The following is a 17,976-nucleotide window of genomic DNA, read 5'->3' as shown; positions in this document are numbered from 1 at the left end:
CGACATGCATATGCAGAGCGTGAAGTGAGTGCAGGTCTGCGGGGCCGGCTTTCACCGGTTCCGTGCATTCATTGTTCCACCGCCCCCTCATACCGCCGCTGAATCCGCTCCAACTCCCCCGAACGCCGCAACTGCTCCAACGCACTGGCCCACGCCGCCACCACTTCATCCTCACTGTCAGGGCTGAAGGCGATGTACAGCGATGAGCGATACAGCTCGATAGGAATCCGTCGCAAGGTGCCCGGCGCGATGTTCAACTGACGGCTGTAATAGGCCACGCCCGCGTCGGTATCGCCGATGATGATGTTGGTGCGCCCGGCGAGCAGCATGCGGTAGAGCAGCTTGCTCTCGGTGGCGCTTTTGTCCAGGTTGTTGAAGCCCAGCGATTGCAGCCTCAGGGGCACCAGGCCGGCGTGGCGCGTAGTGATCTGGGGGGCGTTCAGGAGTTGTTCCAAGGTGTCCAGTGGGGGCGTATTGGCCAACTGATAGGGGTGGATGGACTCTTCCACGATCGGGCCGACCCATTTGTACAACGGCTCGCGCTCCGGCGTGCGAAACATGGAGTACATGATGGTCTTGGGCCGGTTCCTCAGCATCTGACTCGCTCGCATACTCGGCTGCAACAGCACCTTGAAGTCATTCCCGGTCAGCGCCATGATGGCCCGGACGACCTCGGTGATCATGCCGGTGAGCTGGTGGTTTTCCTGGTAGTTGTACGGTGCCCACTCTTCGGTGACGACTTGATACTCCTCGGCCCTGGCATCAACCGTGCCGAGCAATAAGCAGAGCAGCGCTGCAACCGGTGTCAAATGTCTCCACGAGTTCTCCCGCCGGATTGTTCGGTGTTTGTGCATGGGTGTGGCCTGATTCAAGGGGGCCAGGTAAGCATAGCCCCAAACACATGCCCAACAGCTGAGGCAGTCCACATTCCGCCCCTTGGCTCCCCAGGCCTTGGTGTACGCTCAGCGCGAATCGGATATCGGCCCGCGACTAGGCTTAGACGCAGGTCGAGTCAGCGCTCACCGAGATCAATCAGTTGGCGGGGCTCGAATGGAAGGCGTGGTCGCCCTACGGGGTCGACGCCGTCAATGCCCTCGCCCCGCGGCGACAGTTGAGCATTGAAACCCCTGCGCCTGACCGTAAAGCCATCGATGCCATCAACCGCACCCACGATTGGGCGCGCGCTGTTGCAGTACTTCAATGCACTGCTGGAGGCCCATGACTTGAAGTTGTTGGCCATCGCACGCACTTAGATGGATACCAGGCTTTCGCGGCCAGGGCCTGGTCAACACCTTGGAGATCATGGGCAGGCTGGGCATCGTCTACAAATATTGAGCGACCGTTGCACTCGCTGGGGCCAATGCCTTCTTTTGGTTGATGGCTACCGATACTTCCCAACCCACGGATGGATGAACAGATGAAAACCACTATTGATCACCTCGTCATCGTCGCAACGGACCTCAATACCGGCTGCGCGTTCGTGACTGACGCGCTGGGCGTCGACCTTCAACCGGGCGGCGTCCATTCACGCATGGGCACACATAACAGGCTGCTGCACCTTGGCCCCGGACTCTACCTCGAAGTGATTGCCGTGGACCCGTCCGCCATACGTCCGGACCGGGCACGCTGGTTCGGCCTTGATCAATTGGCCCCCCATTCGCCGGCACGCCTGGCGACCTGGGTGGCACGCACTGATGATATCCATACCGCTCGTGATGCCTGCCCTGGCCTTGTCGGGGATGTCGAACCCATGACGAGAGGAACATTGAATTGGCAAATAACCATACCGGCTGATGGAAGCCTTCCCATGGATGGATCAGCCCCCACCCTCATTCAATGGGCGCCTGGGCTTCATCCGGCGGACACGCTCCAGGACAAGGGCTGTTCGTTATTGGCACTGGATGTCTTTCATACGGATCCGGAAAAAATCAAAGCGATCCTGACGGCCATGAACTTTTCCGGCCCGGTTCATCTTCACGCGTTGCAAGCGTCTTCGGCCCCCTATCTGCTTGCGCATATTCAAACCCCCAATGGCCTGAAGACACTGCCGCTTTCCCCCGTGTGACCGTTTTGGGTGGCTGCGCCACCCAACGGGAGCACGCGTCCTCACCACGAATATTCACCTCGCAACCGACGTAAAACGCAGCTATTGGAATTTTCTAATAGTTGCTATCGATACCCGCGCCGTTCTCGTCCTCAGCCTCTCTCTCTAATCTGCCCACCAACGCGATCGATGACGATCGCCGCAGATCAAACCGACCTTATGGAGAGAGAAACGATGAACACCTTCAACCGCACCCTCGCTGTCGCCACCCTGGCATTGGCCACCCTCAGTGCCGAGGCCGCATCGCCTGTCCAGGCCGCTGCCAGCGCGTCTGCTGTCGGCAGCGTGGTCCAGTCCGCCAGCTACATCACCACCCAGGATGGCGTGCAGCTGTATTACAAGGACTGGGGCCCGCGCGATGGTCAGGTCGTGACCTTCAGCCACGGCTGGCCACTGGACTCCGACAGCTGGGAAGGCCAGATGATGTTCCTCGCCTCGAAGGGTTATCGCGTGGTGGCTCATGACCGTCGCGGCCATGGTCGCTCCAGCCAACCTTGGGAAGGCAACGACATGGATCACTACGCCGATGACCTGGCGGCGGTGATTGAAGCGCTGGACCTTAAGGATGTCACGCTGGTGGGCTTCTCGACGGGGGGCGGTGAAGTGGCCCGCTACATTGGCCGTCACGGCACCGCTCGCGTGAAGAAAGCCGTGCTGGTGTCCTCTGTCCCGCCGTTGATGCTCAAGACCGACACCCACCCCGAAGGCTTGCCTATCGAGGTGTTCGATGGCCTGCGCAAGGCGTCCCTGGAGAACCGCTCGCAGTTGTACCTGGACATTGCCTCGGGCCCGTTCTACGGCTACAACCGCAAGGGCGCCAAGCCATCCCAAGGGCTGATCCAGTCGTTCTGGGTGCAGGGCATGCAGGGTGGCAGCAAGAATACCTACGACTCGATCGCGGCATTCTCGGCGACCGACTTTCGCGGTGATTTGAAGAAGTTCGACGTGCCGACCCTGGTGATCCATGGCGATGACGACCAGATCGTGCCTATCGACGCTTCAGGCCGGGCCTCGGCGGCGCTGATCAAGGGCGCCCGACTGATCGTCTACCCTGGCGCGCCGCATGGTTTGACCGAGACGCACAAGGATCGCCTGAACCAGGATCTGCTGACCTTCCTCCAGGAATAAAGCAGGCTTGCCACCAGGCATCCCCTGTGGGAGCGAGCCTGCTCGCGATAGCGGAGTGTCAGTCAGCATCCAGCTCTCTGACACACCGTCATCGCGAGCAGGCTCGCTCCCACAGTTGCTCCAGGATGGGTCATGGGTTCAATGCCGCAACAACTTACGCAACGGAATCTCGTCCTTGCGCACCGGTGACTTGATGACGATGTAGCTGAAGTACTTGGAGATGCCGATGTTCTTGTCCAGCAGGCTTTCCATCACGTCCTGATAGTCCTGGATGCTGCGGGTCATGAAACGCACCAGGTAGTCGTAGCCGCCGCTGATGAGGTGGCATTCGAGTACTTCATCCACCAGGCGGATGTTGGATTCGAACTTGGCGAAGTCCTCACGCTTGTGGTCGCTGAGGGTGACTTCGGTGAAGACCGTCACCGAGTCGGTAATCTTGGCCAGGTTCAAATGGGCCTTGTAGCTGGAAATGTACCCCAACGACTCCAGTCGTTTGACCCGTTGCAGGCATGGGCTGGCGGACAAGCCCACGGCATCGGCCAGGCTGACGTTGGTCATGCGGCCATCTTTTTGAAGCTCTACCAAAATGCTGATGTCGATCCGGTCCAGTTTCGCTAAACCTTCCATCGCATACCTCTTGCCTGCCGTTTGTAAGACAATCTTCTAACAAAATCAGCGTCGTAAGGACAGCTGATGCTGAGCGACCAGATCAGCCATACTGTTGATACAGTAGTGCGCCGCACAGGGCGCGGGAGACATGTCGGCGTTACGGCAGATCAGGCAGACAGCCCCGACCGACCGTGGGCGGGCGCCGGGGCGGGTCACCTGGAGAATCGTCTCGGCGCTCAGGCCATTGGCCGCCAGCCAATCGTGATCCTGCAACGGGTCGCTCGCCAGCGAAATAAAATCATCAGGCTCGATGCCCAGGCGCTCGCACAACACGCCCCGGTCCTCGGCATCGCGATCCCCTTGTACCAACAACCGATAGAACTTGCGCAGGTAGAGCATCGCACCCGGCGCATCCTCGAACAGCGTCCAACCGGCAGCCGAGCGGGCGAAGCTCATGCCCTCCTCCCAACTGACCTTGAGCTTCCAGCGCTCGGCCAATTGACGGTGGGCGAAACACAGCAAGCCGCTGAAGCCCAATTCGCCGAAACGCGGATATAAGGCTTGCAGCACTTCGTCAAAATCGGCGAGCACCTGTGCTTTGTCCAACGGCTCGCCATGGTTTTCCAGCAGCGGCTGCAACGCCGTCCAGACGCCGGAGTCCCGATCCACCAGGACCTCATCGCAGTCGATCAACAACGCCCGATATTCAGTCAGCCTCATCTGTAAAGCCTCCGATGATGTCCCATCGATCAACGCTCCATTAATCGCCACTGACGCTTGCCCGGGCAAACGTCATGAACGCAGGCATCAGCCGAGGACGCGTGCCAAGGCGCCGTCGAGAATCTGCAACGCTTCGTCGATCTGCGCTTCACTGGTGACCAGCGGCGCCAGGAAGCGCAAGACGTTGCGGTACACCCCGCACTTGATCACCAGCAAACCGCCGGCCCGGGCTTCGTCGATCAGGCGTTGGTTCAGGTCGGCGTCCGGGGTGCGTGCCTCGTCATGATTGATCAGTTCGATCGCCAGCATGAAGCCGCTGCCGCGCACGTCGCCGATCTGCGGGTAACGGGTTTGCAGATGCAGCAGGCCCTGGCGCAAGCGCTCACCCAGGACTTCACCACGGGCCAGCAGCTGTTCTTGCTCGTACGCCTCGATCACCGCCAGCGCCGCCGCGCACGACAGCGCATTACCGCCATACGTACCGCCCAGGCCACCCGGCAGTGGAGCGTCCATGATCTCGGCCTTGCCGACCACACCCGACAACGGCAAGCCACCGGCGAGGCTCTTGGCGACCGTGACCAGGTCCGGCTGGATGCCGGCGTGCTGGAAACCGAACCATTTACCGGTACGACCGAAACCGGTCTGGATTTCATCGAGAATCAACACAATGCCATGCTTTTGCGTCAATGCGCGCAGGCCCTGCAAAAACTCGGCGGGGGCCGAGAGGAAACCGCCATCGCCCTGCACCGGCTCGATGATGATGGCCGCGACCCGCTCAGGTGCCACTTGGGTGGCCAGCAGCTCGTCCAGCGCCTGGAGCGCCATGGCGCTGGTGACACCGCGATAGGTATTCGGATACGGCGTGTGGAAGACCTCCGGGGCGAACGGGCCGAAGTTCTGTTTGTACGGCTGGCTCATGCCGGTCAGCGTGGTGCCGAGCAAGGTCCGGCCATGGAACCCGCCGCGAAAGGCAATCACGGCCGAGCGGTTGGTGTGGGCCCGGGCAATCTTCACTGCGTTTTCCACCGCTTCGGCACCCGAGGTGAAAAATGCCGCTTTATAGGCGTGCTGGCCGCCGATCATTTCGCACAGGCGCTGGGCCAGGTCCAGGTAGGGCTTGTAGGCCACGACCTGGAAACAGGCATGGGAGATCTTCTGCAACTGGGCCTGCACGGCCGCGATGACCTTGGGGTGATTGTGGCCGATGTTCAACACACCGATGCCGCCGACGAAGTCCAGGTAACGCTTGCCGTCCACGTCCCACAATTCCGAGCCCTGGGCCCGATCGATCACCAGCGGGTGCGCGGTGACCAAACCACGTGGCACGAATTGATCACGCTGACGGAGCAGACTTGGGGTTTCTTCGACTTTACTGTTCATTGGCATTTCCCATCGTGAGCCTCGCACCCAGGAAGCGGCTGCGGTGTGTTCACAGGTTAAGCGTTCGACGCGATTGTCTAAGCCGAACTTGGTCGTTGAGAAATTCGGATCGACTGTTTACACCCCGGCAAACAGCAGAATCCTCCAGAGGCATTCCAGCCCCATGGAATCTGCCGCAAGAGGCACCTTGCAACGCAGCGCGATGCTGCTACGCCGGCCCTTTCGACAGATCCTGCTCTGGCGTTGAGGCATGCTAGGGGCTCCTTGATTTCAGGCGAGAAGTGACCCATGGCCCTGCTCTATAAAGCTGACCCGGTACGCGGCGAACACTGGCGGCGCCTGTTCGCCGAACACGCGCCGGATATCGAATGGCGTGCCTGGCCAGACATCGGCGACCCGCGGGATATTCAGTACCTGGCGGCCTGGCAGGCACCGGACGAGCTCGAAACACTGTTGCCCAATCTGCAGGTGCTGTTCGCCTTGTCAGCCGGCGTGGATCAGCTCGACCTTGGCCGCTTGCCAACGACGCTGCCGGTGGTGCGCTTGCTCGACCCCGGCATCAGCCAGGGCATGTGCGAGTACGCCAGTTTCGCCGTGCTCAGCCTGCACCGGGACATGTTGCGCTACCGCCAGCAACAGGCCGAACGGTGCTGGCAAGCGCACCGGCTGGTGCCCGCCGGGCAACGCCGGGTGGGCGTCATGGGCTTGGGTTTGCAGGCTCGGCAGATACTCGCCACCTTGAAGACCTTTGGTTTTGCCTTGTCGGGTTGGGCCCGCAGCGAGCATCGCATCGACGGGGTCGCGTGCTTTGCTGGCGACGAGCAACTGCCGGCGTTTCTCGGTCAATGCGACATTGTGCTGTGCGTCCTGCCGTTGACCGAGCAGACCCGAGGGATCCTCAACCGCCAGCTGTTCCAACACCTGCCCAAGGGCGCAGCGTTGGTCAACATGGGCCGGGGTGGACACCTGATGGAAGCGGACCTGCTTGAAGCCCTTGCCGACGGCCAGCTCAGCGCCGCGGTGCTGGACGTGCTGGAGCAGGAGCCGGCGCCCCCTGCTCATCCATTCTGGAGCCATCCACAGATCCTGCTGACACCGCATATCGCGGCGATGACCCAACCCGAGAGCGCATTTGCCGTGTTGTTGGAGAACATCCGTCGGCATCAACGGGACGAATCGATGCTGGGCCTGGTTGATCGTGAGCGCAGCTACTGATCGCAGCCCTGTAGGAGCAGCCGAAGGCTCGGCCCCGTTCGGACGATCCTTTGATCTTTTGATCTTTCGCTTGGGACTCAATTGCCAGGGAAAAGATCGCAGCCTCGTTGCACTCGGCAGCTCCTACACGGCGCCTGCAGGCAGCTCCATCTTTGCGCTGAACCATGAAATCCGACCCGGTATTTACTGCTGGCCAAGCCTATGATTTGAGCAAGAAATGTGGCCGACAGAGCCGTTGCTTATGGAAGCTACCGAATCGATTTACCGCACTTGCCAGGCCCGGAGGCAGGTGAGATACAAAGACTTTCAGTGCACACATCCATCCGATTTCGTTCCTAATTTTATGGTGATCAGCCATGTCCACTTCGCACCGCCCTACCTACATCTATCGCGCCATGACCGCCACCGACGTGCCTGCGGCCCATGCCTTGTCCGTGCAGTTGAAATGGCCCCATCGCCTGGAAGACTGGGCGATGTTGCAGCGCGTCGCCCAAGGGTTTGTCGTGCAAGACCAGGGCCGTTTGATTGGAACGGCGTTCACCTGCGCCCAAGGGGACTACGCCACCATTGGCCTGGTGATTGTCGACGATGAGTACCAGGGCCAGGGGATCGGTCGCAAGCTGATGGAACTGGCGATCGAAGCGTGCGGCTCGCGGACCGCCATCCTCAATGCGACCCTAGCCGGTGCCCCGCTGTATGCCAGCCAGGGGTTCGTTGATTTTGGGCATATCCAGCAGCATCAAGGGCAAGCGCTGGTACCGGCCCCACTGGAACTGGCCGCCGGCGAGCACTGCCGCGAGCTGAGCGAAGCCGATCACGCCGAGCTGATCGAACTGGCCAATGCCGGGAGCGGGCTGGAGCGGAGCGCTGTACTCAATGACCTGTTCGAGGTCGTTGAACATTCAGTGGGTATCGAGCGCGACGGTCACTTGTGCGCCTTCGCCCTGCTGCGCCCGTTCGGTCGTGGTCGCTGCATTGGCCCGGTCATCGCCCAGAACCTGGAACAGGCCCAGCACTTGATCGCCGTGCTGCTGGCTCAAGTGCCGGACGCATTCGTTCGCATCGACATCCCTTCAAACAGCGGCCTGGCCCCTTGGCTGGAAGAAGCCGGGCTCAAGCAGGTCGACACCGTCGCCCAAATGGCACGAGGCACACCCCCGCAGGCGACCGGTTCGGTTCGGCAGTTTGCGCCGGTGACCCAGGCCATTGGCTGAAAACCCACACGCCCCTCAACGCTTCCCTGGAGAATCACCTTCATGCTCGAACCCACCGCAGTGCTGTTGGCACACGCCGATGGCAGCCTTGCCTCAACCCCATTCACCCCGGGTTCACTGGGCGCCAACGATCCGTTCGACCGACTCATCGCCTATGCCGGCGCCGATGGCATGGCTGCCGGCGTGGTCCGGGTGAACGGGCTGTTCAGCGTCGATGAATACCCTTTCAGTGAGACGGTCGTGGTGCATGCCGGCGCAATAACGCTGCGCAGCCCGGGGCAGACGCTGCAGCTCAAGCCGGGTGAAAGCGCGGTGATCGGTCGGGGGTCGTCGCTGGAGGTCGAGGCGCAACCCGGCTCGCTCTGGGCCTTCTGTGCCGATACCCTGCGCATCGAAGCAAACCTTCCCGGGCTGACGGCACTCCCCACCCACACCCTGCTTTCGCCTTCCGCAGCACCCGATGACGCGATCCTGCTCAGCCCGCCGCCGCAATGTCGTTCGCACAACCTGTTCGTCGAGCAAGCGAGCAACCTGCGCATCGGTATCTGGGACTCGACGCCCTACACCCGCAAGTCACGACCGCACAAACTGCATGAACTGATGCACCTGCTCGAAGGCAGCGTCACCTTGCAGGCAGCCGATGGCAGCGACTTGACGGTCAACACCGGCGATACGGTATTCGTCCCGCTGAATGCCCCGTGCGCCTGGCAAAGCAGCGTTTATGTGCGCAAGGTGTACGTCGTCAAGTAATCCGGTGTACGGCAGCTCCACCGCTATCGCGAGCAGGCTCGCTCCCACAGGGGATTGGTGGTGGATGTGAAGTCTGCGGCCAACCGAGAACCCAATGTGGGAGCAAGCTTGCTCGCGATGGCGGCGGCACAGCCAACATCATCGCAAGCTGGTCCACCGCTATCGCGAGCAAGCTCGCTCCCACAAGGGGTTGTGGTGGGGGGTGGCAGATCAGCCAAAAAAAAGCCCGCAGTGTGAGCGGGCAAAAGGTGTCGCAGGTCAGGTCAAGCCTCAGAGCATCGCGGCGATGGCCCGGCCAACGTCCTGGGTCGAGCCTTGTCCACCCAGGTCGGGGGTGATGGGGCCTTCGGCGATCACCTGTTCGATGGCCTTGAGAATCCCATCATGGGCCGCGCGGTAGCGCTCATCGCCGTTACCCAGGAAATCGAGCATCAAAGCGCCGGACCAGATCATCGCGATCGGGTTGGCGATGTTCTGCCCATAAATATCGGGCGCCGAGCCATGCACCGGTTCGAACAGCGACGGGTAGCGGCGCTCCGGATCGAGGTTGGCCGACGGTGCGATGCCGATGGTGCCGGCGCAGGCCGGGCCCAGGTCGGAGAGGATGTCGCCGAACAGGTTCGACGCCACCACCACATCAAACCGGTCGGGCTGCAATACAAAGCGGGCGCAGAGGATGTCGATGTGCTGCTTGTCCCACTTCACGTCCGGGTACTGCTCGGCCATCAATGCCGTGCGCTCGTCCCAATACGGCATGCTGATGGAGATGCCGTTGGACTTGGTTGCCGCCGTCAGGCGTTTGCGCGGTCGGGTCTGGGCCAGGTCGAAGGCGAACTTCAGGATTCGGTCGACGCCTCGGCGGGTGAACACCGACTCCTGCAGCACGAACTCATGCTCGGTGCCTTCGAACATCTTGCCGCCGACCGACGAATACTCGCCCTCGGTGTTCTCGCGGATCACCACGAAGTCAATGTCCCCCGCCTTGCGCCCGGCCAACGGACACGGCACCCCCGGAAACAGCCGCACCGGGCGGATGTTCACGTACTGGTCGAAGTCGCGGCGGAACTTGAGCAACGAGCCCCACAGGGAAACATGATCCGGCACCTTGTCCGGCCAACCCACGGCGCCGAAGTAGATCGCGTCGAAGCCCTTGAGTTGCTCGAACCAGTCGGCGGGCATCATCTGCCCGTGCTCCAGGTAGTAATCGCAATGGGCCCATTCGAGCACTTGGATGTCCAGCGACAACTGCCACTTTTTTGCGGCTTGCTCCAGTACTCGCAGCCCTTCAGGCAATACTTCCTTGCCGATGCCATCGCCGGCAATGGCAGCGATTCGAAATGGTTTGCTCATCAATCGTGGCTCCCGGGTGTCTGTTCAAATGACGGTCGCATCACAGCCCACCGATGTGGAAGGCTTTGACTTCAAGGTATTCGTCCAGGCCGTACTTGCTGCCTTCGCGCCCCAGGCCCGACTGCTTGATGCCGCCGAAGGGCGCGACTTCCATGGAGATAAGCCCGGTATTGAGCCCGACCATGCCGAACTCCAGCGCCTCGCCGAAACGCCATGAGCGGCGCAGGTCCTGGGTGAAGTAATAAGCGCCCAGGCCATACGGCGTGGCATTGGCCAGGGCCAGGGCCTGCTCTTCAGTAGTAAAGCGCATCAGCGGCGCCACCGGGCCAAAGGTTTCTTCATTGGCCAGCAACATCCCGGCGTGGGCCTCGCCCAATACCGTTGGCTGGACAAACTGACTGTCGCCCTCGGGAACACCGCCACAGAGCAGGCGGGCGCCCTGGCTCAACGCATCGTCGATGTGCCGGGCGACTTTGTTCACCGCCGCGAGGTTGATCAGCGGGCCGATCATCACGTCAACCTCCAGCCCATTGCCGACCTTGAGCTTGCCCACCTCTTCCACCAGCCGTGCGGCGAAGCGTTCGTAGATACCGTCCTGCACCAGGATGCGGTTGGCGCAGACGCAGGTCTGGCCGGCGTTGCGAAACTTGCTGAGCATGATGCCGGCCACGGCCTGTTCCAGGTCCGCATCGTCAAACACGATGAACGGCGCGTTGCCGCCCAGCTCCAGGCTCAAGCGCTTGATGTGCTCGGCGCTCTGGCGCATCAGCAGGCGCCCGACCGCCGTCGAACCGGTAAAGGAAATCTTGCGCACCGTCGGGTTGCCGGTCAGTTCTTCGCCGATACCGGCGGGCATACCCGTCACGACATTGAATACCCCGGCCGGAATCCCGACCCGCTCGGCCAGCACCGCCAGGGCCAGGGCTGACAAGGGGGTCAGGTCCGAGGGTTTGACAATGACCGGGCAGCCCGCCGCCAGGGCCGGTGCGCACTTGCGGGTGATCATTGCATTAGGGAAATTCCATGGGGTGATGGCTGCGCAGACACCCACCGGTTGCTTGAGCGTGAGCAGGCGTCGGTCGCCGCTGGGCGCCGGGATGGTTTCGCCATAGACCCGCCGGGCCTCTTCGGCAAACCATTTGGCGAAACCGGCCCCGTAGCGGATTTCGCCTTTGGCCTCGTTCAACGGCTTGCCCTGTTCACAGGTCATGATCAGCGCGAGGTCGTCGAGGTTGTCCATCATGGCTTGATACCAGCGCTCCAACAGCGCTGCCCTTTCGGCCGCCGGACGCGCGCGCCACGCCGGCCAGGCCCGTTCGGCGGCCTCGATGGCGCGCCGGGTTTCCACGCCTTGCATGGCCGGTACACGGGCGAGTACCTGGCCGGTGGCCGGGTCGATGACGTCAAGGGTGGCGGCGTTGTCGGCGCCGATCCACTGACCGTCGACGTAAGCGAGTTCTGCCAACAGGCTGGGGTCTTTCAATTGATTCTTGAGCATGGTCGCGTCCTGTTCCGAGGTGATTCCAGTCTAAGGAGATGCCACGGGGCAGGATGCTGAAAGCGGGGTTTGGGCAGTGTTGGATGCTGAAATTTGCTGCGAGGCAGCAGGCTCTACCGAGTGGTTCAGCCCACGCCAGGCCCCTGTGGGAGCGAGCTTGCTCCCACAGGGGGCTGTGTGTGGCTTGGGGCCGGTTAGATTTTAAGGGAGCCGAGCAACCCTTCCAGAAACCGCTCCCCCGCCTCCATCTGGCTGATCTCGATGAACTCATCAGGCTTGTGCGCCTGTTCGATCGAGCCTGGGCCGCAGACCACCACGGGTACATCCAGGCGCTGTTTGAACAGGCCGCCCTCGGTGCCGAAGGAGACCTTGGCAGTGCCGGTATCCGGGGTGGCAAAGTTTTTCAGGAAGCGCACGGCTTCGACGCTCGGATGAGTGTCGAGGCCCGGATAGACGTTGAGGGTTTCGATCTCGATGTCCGCGACGCTGGAGAGTTTTTTCGCCTCGCACACGATCACCTCGGCGCGCTCGCGCAGTTGCTCCAGGAACAGGTCCAGATCGTCGTCCGGCAAATTGCGCACTTCGAAATCCAGGGTGCACAGGTTCGGCACGATGTTCAGTGCCTTGCCGCCGACAATCTGCCCGACATGCACGGTGCTGTAGGACACGTCGTAATCCGCATCCTGGGCGCCTTGCTCCTGCAATTGCTGCTGGCTCTGGCGCAACGCCGCGATGAAATCGCAGGCCACGTGAATCGCATTGACCGAGCGCGGCGCCAGCGATGAGTGCGCTTCCAGGCCGCGACAGTAGGTGCGATAGGAACCCTTGCCCTTGTGGCCGAGCACAAATTGCATGTTGGTCGGCTCGCCGATCACACACAGGAACGGTCGCACCGGCGCCAGGTGCAGCACGTCGAGCAAGCGCCGCACCCCCACGCAACCGATCTCTTCGTCGTGGGAAAGCGCCAGTTGCAATGGCCGGTTCAACGAATGGTCGGCGGCATCGAGCATGGCGTCGATGGCCAGCGCAATGAAACCTTTCATGTCACAACTGCCGCGCCCGTAGACCCGCCCATCGCGCACGGTCGCCTGGAACGCCGGAACGGTCCAGGCCTGCCCCGCCGCCGGCACCACGTCGGTGTGGCCGGACAGCAGGACCCCGGGCAAGTCACGCGGGCCGGTGCTGGCGAAGAGGTTGGCCTTCTTGCCGCTCTCATCCTTGACGATCAGCGACTCGATGCCCTTGCTCAGCAACAGCTCGCGCACGCACTCGATCAGGGCCAGGTTCGATTCTGAAGAGACCGTTTCAAACGCTAGCAGGCGTTCGAAAATGGCTAGCACGCGGGGTTTCATGAGGCCTTGCTCCGTTGCTCGGCACAAAGGGCGAACCGGCGGATGGAAAACGGCTCGATGAAGGTTCGAGTGCTGCCGGTGCTGATCAGTTCAGCCATGACATCGCCAACGCCCGGACCGAGCTGGAAGCCATGGCCGCTGAAGCCGAACGCATAGTACAAGCCATCGACGTTGCCACTGGGGCCCATCACCGGCAGGGAATCGGGCAGGTAGCCTTCGATGCCGCTCCACACGCGGATGATGTTGAGATTGCCAACGCCCGGCAGCAGCCGACGCATCTGGTCCAATTGATTGAGAATGCTGCGCGGCTCGACATAGGCCCGGCGGTTGAGCATGTCCGGCTTGCTGCGATAGCCGCCGCCGATGACGATATTGCCCCGGGGAATCTGGCGGAAATAAATCACTTCTTCAGGAATCTTGGTGTACACGCCGATCACCGTCGGCAAGGCATACGGCACCGGTTCGGTGACGGCCATTTGCGGGCCGTTGGTCTCCAGCGGCACCGGCTCGCCGAATTGCGCCGAGAGTTTCTGGCCCCAGGCGCCTGCGGTAATCAACAGTTGCGCAGCGCTGAACTGGCGACCATCGGTGGTGCTGATGCTGAACCCGTCACCGACCTTCTGCACCTGGGCCACCTCGGTGCGTTCCTCGATGCGTGCCCCGAGCCGCCGAGCCGCCCGAGCAAATGCCGGGGCTGCCAGACGCGGGTTGGCGTGACCGTCGTGAGGCGCATAGGAGCCGCCCTTGACGTCCTTGCCCAGAAACGGAAAACGCGCGTGCAGTTCGCTGCCGCGATAGATCTTCAAGTCCAGTTGCGCCGCTTCGGGGGCGGCCGCATAAGCCTCGAGTTCGGGAATTTCATCCTCGCGATAACACACGCGCATGTGCCCGCTGGCGATGAACTCCAAGTCGTCATCGATCAGCTCCGGCAGGCGTTTCCACAGCGCCCAGGAGCGGTTCGCCAGTTCCAGTTGGCCGAGAAAACGCCCCTGGCGCCGCACGTTGCCGAAGTTCACGCCGCTGGCGTACTGGCCGATCTGGTCACGCTCGAGCAGGATCACCGACTGCCCCCGTTGGCGCAGGAAAAACGCCGCCGCCGAGCCCATTAGGCCGCCGCCGACAATCACCACATCGGCTTTATTGACCGTCATGGCGTCACCTCCCGTGTGAGCATTGAAAGTGGTTTGACGGGGGCCTGGCCGCGCTGGCGCCCCACCTCCTGCACCTGGACACCCGCTGCTGCAGCAATCACTTCGGCCCCAGCCTGGGAGCAATAACGGCCCTGGCAGCGGCCCATGCCGACCCGACTGAACGCCTTGGCCCGGTTGACTTCACAGGCGCCCTTTTCGCTGACGGTGCGGCGCAGTTCGCCGGCGCTGATCATCTCGCAGCGACAGACGATGGCTTCGTCCGGCAAGGCCTTGGCTTGTGCCGCTGGCCAGGGAAACGCCTGGGCCAGGCCGAGGCGAAACGCGTCCATCACCTTGAGCGCCTGGCGCTGCTCGGCGACCCGCGCGGCGTCCACCGGCTGCTGCAAATCGCCGAGCAACGCCAAGGCGACCAGGCGCCCGGCATGCTCGGCAGCGTCAGCGCCACGGATCTTCGAACCATCCCCGGCGGCGTAGACACCACTGACCGAGGTCCGTCCCTCTTCGTCCGTGTCCAGCAGCCATTGGCTGGAGGCCTCGTCAAAGCGCAGGCGGCAGCCCGCCAGGTCGGCCAGTTGGGTTTCCGGGCGCAAGTGATAACCCAGCGCCACCGCGTCGCACGCCACCGTCAAGGTTTCCCCGCTCGCGGTACGGACCCGCACACCGCTGACACCGGTGCTCGCCTCTCCCAGAATCTGCAGCGGCGAAATACCCAGGTGCACGGCAATCTTCGCCCGATACAACTGCGCCAACAGTTTCATGCCGGTGAACAGCAAACCCGGGCGCGCCATGAGTTTGGGCAAGGCTTTGATGCGCTGGCCCAGCGGCGATGTATCGAGCACCGCCGCGACGTTGGCGCCGGCCTTGAGGTATTGGCTGGCGACCAGATACAGCAACGGCCCGCTGCCCATGAACACCACACGGTGGCCGATGGAAACCGCCTGGGCCTTCAAGGCGATCTGTGCCCCACCGAGGCTGTAGGTGCCGCCCAGTTGCCAGCCCTCGATGGGCATCAGGCGGTCGGTGGCGCCGGTGCACAGGATCAGCGCGTCGTAATCCACCGTCGTGTGCTGGCCCTGGCTGACGCAGCACAATTGCCCGGGTGTCAGGTTCCACACCAGGGTGTCCGGGCGGTAGTCGAGCTGCGGGCGCAAGCGGTCGAAGCTTTCGTGCAGGTCACGGGCCTTGTCCGCCTCGGTGCCGTACAGCGTGGCGTAGTTGCGCGTGAACCCTTCGGGCTGGCGCCGGTAGATCTGCCCGCCATCGCGACGATTTTCGTCGAGCAGGATCGGCTTGAAGCCCGCTGCGACCAGGGTCTGCGCGCAACGGATACCCGCCGGTCCAGCGCCTACAATGACTATCCGCGCAGCGGCCATATCGCCTCCGGTTGTTGAGTAATGATGTCCAGCCCTTCGCGTACTTCATTGGAGCAGGCCCGCAGGCGCTCGCCGCTGCGGGTCCAGACCCAGCAATCCTGGCAGGCGCCCATCAGGCAGAAACCGGCCCGGCTGCCCGGATCGAATTCCGACTGGCGCAACGCCGGGCCGTGGGTCAGCAAGGCGACCATCAGCGTGTCGCCCTGCAACGCCTCGACCGGGACGCCATCGACTTTCAATTTGACGACGGGCCGGCCCTGTTCGGCCAGCCTCACGAAACGCGCGCTCATGCGTAGGCTCCCACGATCATGCTGTTTGAATCCTGTTGGCGCTTGAGCAGCTCGGCACTGTCGTGATGACAGAGCACCTCGCTGCCGCCGTCGATGATCCGCCGGGGCGGCGCGGTGTGGTTGCACAGGCCATCGACCCGCACCGGGCAGCGATTGAGGAAGGTGCACAGTTGCGGCACCTCGGCGCGCGCGCCCAACGCCGGCAGCGTGCCGCACGTCGTGGTGCCACAACTTTCCAGCCAGCCCTGGCGCAACTCCGGCACCGAGTGGATCAACAGGTCGGTGTAGGGATGGAACGGCGCCTGGGCGAACGATTGCCGGCTGCCCTCTTGAATCTTGTGGCCGCTGTACATCACCACGATGTCGTCGCACAGCGCCCGCACCGTGGAGATGTCGTGGCTGATGAACAGGTAGGACACCCCCAGCTGCTGGCGCAGGTCGCGCAGCAGTTCAAGGATCGCCGCGCCGACCACCGTGTCCAGCGCCGAGGTCACTTCATCGCACAGGATCAGGTCCGGCTTGGCCGCCAGCGCCCGGGCCAGGTTGACCCGCTGTTTCTGTCCGCCGGAGAGTTCGCTCGGGCGGCGCTCGGCCATGTCCCGTGGCAGACGCACCAGGTCGAGCAATTCGCCGATACGCTCACGCAGCGCCGCACCCTTGAGGCCGAAATACATCTTCAGCGGCCGGCTCAGGATGGTGCTGATGCTGTGCATCGGGTTGAGCGCGGTGTCGGCATTCTGGAACACCATTTGAATGCGGCGGAACTGTTCGTCCGTGCGTTCGGACAGGCTGCCGCCCAATGGCTGACCGTCAAACGTCAGCCCGCCCAGGGCCGGGGTCAGCAGCCCGGCCACCACCCGCGCCAGGGTCGATTTGCCCGAGCCCGACTCACCGATCACCCCAATGGCCTGGCCCCTGCGCACGGTCAGGTCGATGTCTTCGAGCACCCGGATCGCCGGCATGCCGTGCTGGTTCTTGTTGCCGTAGCCAGCGGTCAGGCCCTTGATGGTCAGCAGCGGCGTGTCTTCGGCCACGCCACAGGGCGGGCGAATGGTGGTGTCCGGCCGTGCCGCCGCCAGCAGGCTGCGGGTGTAGGCATGAGCCGGGCCCTTGAGCAGCGGCGCGGTGGCGCTCTGTTCGAAGATCTGCCCGCCGTTGAGCACCACGATCTGGTCGGCCATCTGCGCCACGACGGCCAGGTCGTGGGACACGTAGACCGCCGTCGCGCCGCGTTCGCGTACCACCCGCTTGAACGCACGCAACACGTCGATCTGGGTGGTCACATCGAGGGCCGTGGTCGGCTCATCGAGCACCACCAGCAGCGGATCGCTGATCAGCGCCATGGCCGCCATCACCCGCTGCAGTTGCCCGCCGGACACTTGATGGGGATAGCGTTGACCGATGCCTTCGGGGTTGGGCAGCGCCAGGTCGCGGAACAGTTCGATGGCCTTGGCTTCGAGCACGGCCCGGCTGCCCAGGCCATGGATCAACGCCCCTTCCACCACTTGGTCGATGAGTTGCTTGGCCGGGTTGAACGCCGCGGCGGCGCTTTGGGCGATGTACGACACCCGGTTGCCGCGCAGGCCTTGCAGTTCGCGCTCACTCAAGGCGAGCATGTCGTGCTCGCCAATCTGCACCACACCGCCGGCCAGGCGACAACCGCGCCGGGCATAACCGAGCAGCGCCAGGGCGATGGTGGTCTTGCCCGAACCGGACTCGCCGATCAGCGCCAGCACTTCACCTTTCTCCAGGGAGAAACTCACGCCCTTGACGATCTCCACCTCGCTGCGCTCGCCACAGGCGACCACGCGCAGGTTCTCGACTCGGATCAATTGGCTCATA

The 17,976-nt window shown here is 62.8% G+C and carries 16 protein-coding genes; 5 read left to right on the top strand and 11 right to left on the bottom strand.

Annotated features, from left to right (window positions below; genetic code table 11):
- Positions 1–68: 68 nt before the first annotated feature.
- Positions 69–854, bottom strand: coding sequence for a substrate-binding periplasmic protein (locus tag AACY31_RS06000; protein ID WP_339482590.1), 786 nt, complete (start codon positions 852–854; stop codon positions 69–71).
- A 563-nt stretch (positions 855–1,417) separates the two neighbouring features.
- Here AACY31_RS06000 and AACY31_RS05995 point away from each other — a divergent pair.
- Together AACY31_RS05995 and AACY31_RS05990 are read left to right on the top strand one after the other, a co-directional pair.
- Positions 1,418–2,065: a VOC family protein gene (locus tag AACY31_RS05995; RefSeq protein WP_339482591.1), complete on the top strand. Its 648-nt coding sequence runs from the start codon at positions 1,418–1,420 to the stop codon at positions 2,063–2,065.
- Positions 2,066–2,278: 213 nt separating this feature from the next.
- The gene (locus AACY31_RS05990) at positions 2,279–3,232 is read left to right on the top strand and encodes an alpha/beta fold hydrolase (protein ID WP_339492747.1); all 954 of its coding nucleotides are present in this window, start codon (positions 2,279–2,281) and stop codon (positions 3,230–3,232) included.
- 138 nt (positions 3,233–3,370) lie between these two features.
- On the opposite strand, the gene AACY31_RS05985 is transcribed toward AACY31_RS05990, so the two are convergent.
- From AACY31_RS05985 to gabT, 3 genes are all read right to left on the bottom strand, one after another.
- A complete protein-coding gene (locus AACY31_RS05985; protein ID WP_003203167.1) occupies positions 3,371–3,859 on the bottom strand; it encodes an Lrp/AsnC family transcriptional regulator in 489 nt (162 codons plus the stop codon).
- A gap of 45 nt (positions 3,860–3,904) precedes the next feature.
- Positions 3,905–4,561 carry a 2-haloalkanoic acid dehalogenase gene (locus AACY31_RS05980; RefSeq protein ID WP_339482593.1) on the bottom strand — a complete coding sequence of 219 codons (657 nt, stop codon included), beginning with the start codon at positions 4,559–4,561 and terminating at the stop codon, positions 3,905–3,907.
- An 87-nt stretch (positions 4,562–4,648) separates the two neighbouring features.
- Positions 4,649–5,941, bottom strand: coding sequence for a 4-aminobutyrate--2-oxoglutarate transaminase (gene gabT, locus AACY31_RS05975; protein ID WP_339504105.1), 1,293 nt, complete (start codon positions 5,939–5,941; stop codon positions 4,649–4,651).
- Positions 5,942–6,229: 288 nt separating this feature from the next.
- Here gabT and AACY31_RS05970 point away from each other — a divergent pair, with 288 nt between their 5' ends.
- From AACY31_RS05970 to AACY31_RS05960, 3 genes are all read left to right on the top strand, one after another.
- Entirely contained in the window at positions 6,230–7,156 is a 927-nt protein-coding gene (locus tag AACY31_RS05970; RefSeq protein WP_339482595.1) for a 2-hydroxyacid dehydrogenase, read from the top strand.
- A gap of 356 nt (positions 7,157–7,512) precedes the next feature.
- Complete coding sequence (locus AACY31_RS05965) at positions 7,513–8,370, top strand: GNAT family N-acetyltransferase (RefSeq protein WP_339482597.1); 858 nt, start codon at positions 7,513–7,515, stop codon at positions 8,368–8,370.
- 42 nt (positions 8,371–8,412) lie between these two features.
- The gene (locus AACY31_RS05960) at positions 8,413–9,120 is read left to right on the top strand and encodes a cupin domain-containing protein (protein ID WP_339482599.1); all 708 of its coding nucleotides are present in this window, start codon (positions 8,413–8,415) and stop codon (positions 9,118–9,120) included.
- Positions 9,121–9,390: 270 nt separating this feature from the next.
- On the opposite strand, the gene AACY31_RS05955 is transcribed toward AACY31_RS05960, so the two are convergent.
- The 7 genes from AACY31_RS05955 to AACY31_RS05925 all read right to left on the bottom strand — a co-directional run bounded on the left by AACY31_RS05955 (position 9,391) and on the right by AACY31_RS05925 (position 17,975).
- Entirely contained in the window at positions 9,391–10,470 is a 1,080-nt protein-coding gene (locus AACY31_RS05955) for a tartrate dehydrogenase (protein WP_339482600.1), read from the bottom strand.
- Between the two features lie 40 nt (positions 10,471–10,510).
- A complete protein-coding gene (locus AACY31_RS05950; RefSeq protein WP_339482601.1) occupies positions 10,511–11,968 on the bottom strand; it encodes an NAD-dependent succinate-semialdehyde dehydrogenase in 1,458 nt (485 codons plus the stop codon).
- 194 nt (positions 11,969–12,162) lie between these two features.
- Positions 12,163–13,320 carry an acetylornithine deacetylase gene (argE, locus tag AACY31_RS05945; protein WP_339482603.1) on the bottom strand — a complete coding sequence of 386 codons (1,158 nt, stop codon included), beginning with the start codon at positions 13,318–13,320 and terminating at the stop codon, positions 12,163–12,165.
- A complete protein-coding gene (locus AACY31_RS05940) occupies positions 13,317–14,471 on the bottom strand; it encodes an NAD(P)/FAD-dependent oxidoreductase (RefSeq protein WP_339482605.1) in 1,155 nt (384 codons plus the stop codon). Before AACY31_RS05940 ends, argE begins: the two co-directional genes overlap by 4 nt.
- Complete coding sequence (locus tag AACY31_RS05935) at positions 14,468–15,844, bottom strand: FAD/NAD(P)-dependent oxidoreductase (RefSeq protein WP_339482607.1); 1,377 nt, start codon at positions 15,842–15,844, stop codon at positions 14,468–14,470. The genes AACY31_RS05940 and AACY31_RS05935 overlap by 4 nt, the downstream gene beginning before the upstream one ends.
- Positions 15,826–16,134 (bottom strand): (2Fe-2S)-binding protein, encoded by a 309-nt coding sequence (locus AACY31_RS05930; protein ID WP_014337750.1) that lies wholly within the window; start codon positions 16,132–16,134, stop codon positions 15,826–15,828. Before AACY31_RS05930 ends, AACY31_RS05935 begins: the two co-directional genes overlap by 19 nt.
- Positions 16,131–17,975, bottom strand: a complete 1,845-nt coding sequence (locus AACY31_RS05925) for an ABC transporter ATP-binding protein (RefSeq protein ID WP_339482609.1) — start codon at positions 17,973–17,975, stop codon at positions 16,131–16,133. Before AACY31_RS05925 ends, AACY31_RS05930 begins: the two co-directional genes overlap by 4 nt.
- Position 17,976: the final 1 nt, after the last annotated feature.

It is taken from the genome of Pseudomonas sp. RL_105y_Pfl2_101 (genome assembly GCF_963970585.1).
Taxonomy (GTDB): Bacteria; Pseudomonadota; Gammaproteobacteria; order Pseudomonadales; family Pseudomonadaceae; genus Aquipseudomonas.
The sequence above is the reverse complement of the archived record's forward strand: the minus strand, read 5'-3'. Positions and strand labels throughout refer to the sequence as shown.

Bases quoted from the DNA above. Each gene is read 5' to 3' on its own strand.
- AACY31_RS06000 (WP_339482590.1), bottom strand. From the start codon at position 854: ATGCACAAACACCGAACAATCCGGCGGGAGAACTCGTGGAGACATTTG.
- AACY31_RS05995 (WP_339482591.1), top strand. From the start codon at position 1,418: ATGAAAACCACTATTGATCACCTCGTCATCGTCGCAACGGACCTCAAT.
- AACY31_RS05990 (WP_339492747.1), top strand. From the start codon at position 2,279: ATGAACACCTTCAACCGCACCCTCGCTGTCGCCACCCTGGCATTGGCC.
- AACY31_RS05985 (WP_003203167.1), bottom strand. From the start codon at position 3,859: ATGGAAGGTTTAGCGAAACTGGACCGGATCGACATCAGCATTTTGGTA.
- AACY31_RS05980 (WP_339482593.1), bottom strand. From the start codon at position 4,561: ATGAGGCTGACTGAATATCGGGCGTTGTTGATCGACTGCGATGAGGTC.
- gabT (WP_339504105.1), bottom strand. From the start codon at position 5,941: ATGAACAGTAAAGTCGAAGAAACCCCAAGTCTGCTCCGTCAGCGTGAT.
- AACY31_RS05970 (WP_339482595.1), top strand. From the start codon at position 6,230: ATGGCCCTGCTCTATAAAGCTGACCCGGTACGCGGCGAACACTGGCGG.
- AACY31_RS05965 (WP_339482597.1), top strand. From the start codon at position 7,513: ATGTCCACTTCGCACCGCCCTACCTACATCTATCGCGCCATGACCGCC.
- AACY31_RS05960 (WP_339482599.1), top strand. From the start codon at position 8,413: ATGCTCGAACCCACCGCAGTGCTGTTGGCACACGCCGATGGCAGCCTT.
- AACY31_RS05955 (WP_339482600.1), bottom strand. From the start codon at position 10,470: ATGAGCAAACCATTTCGAATCGCTGCCATTGCCGGCGATGGCATCGGC.
- AACY31_RS05950 (WP_339482601.1), bottom strand. From the start codon at position 11,968: ATGCTCAAGAATCAATTGAAAGACCCCAGCCTGTTGGCAGAACTCGCT.
- argE (WP_339482603.1), bottom strand. From the start codon at position 13,320: ATGAAACCCCGCGTGCTAGCCATTTTCGAACGCCTGCTAGCGTTTGAA.
- AACY31_RS05940 (WP_339482605.1), bottom strand. From the start codon at position 14,471: ATGACGGTCAATAAAGCCGATGTGGTGATTGTCGGCGGCGGCCTAATG.
- AACY31_RS05935 (WP_339482607.1), bottom strand. From the start codon at position 15,844: ATGGCCGCTGCGCGGATAGTCATTGTAGGCGCTGGACCGGCGGGTATC.
- AACY31_RS05930 (WP_014337750.1), bottom strand. From the start codon at position 16,134: ATGAGCGCGCGTTTCGTGAGGCTGGCCGAACAGGGCCGGCCCGTCGTC.
- AACY31_RS05925 (WP_339482609.1), bottom strand. From the start codon at position 17,975: ATGAGCCAATTGATCCGAGTCGAGAACCTGCGCGTGGTCGCCTGTGGC.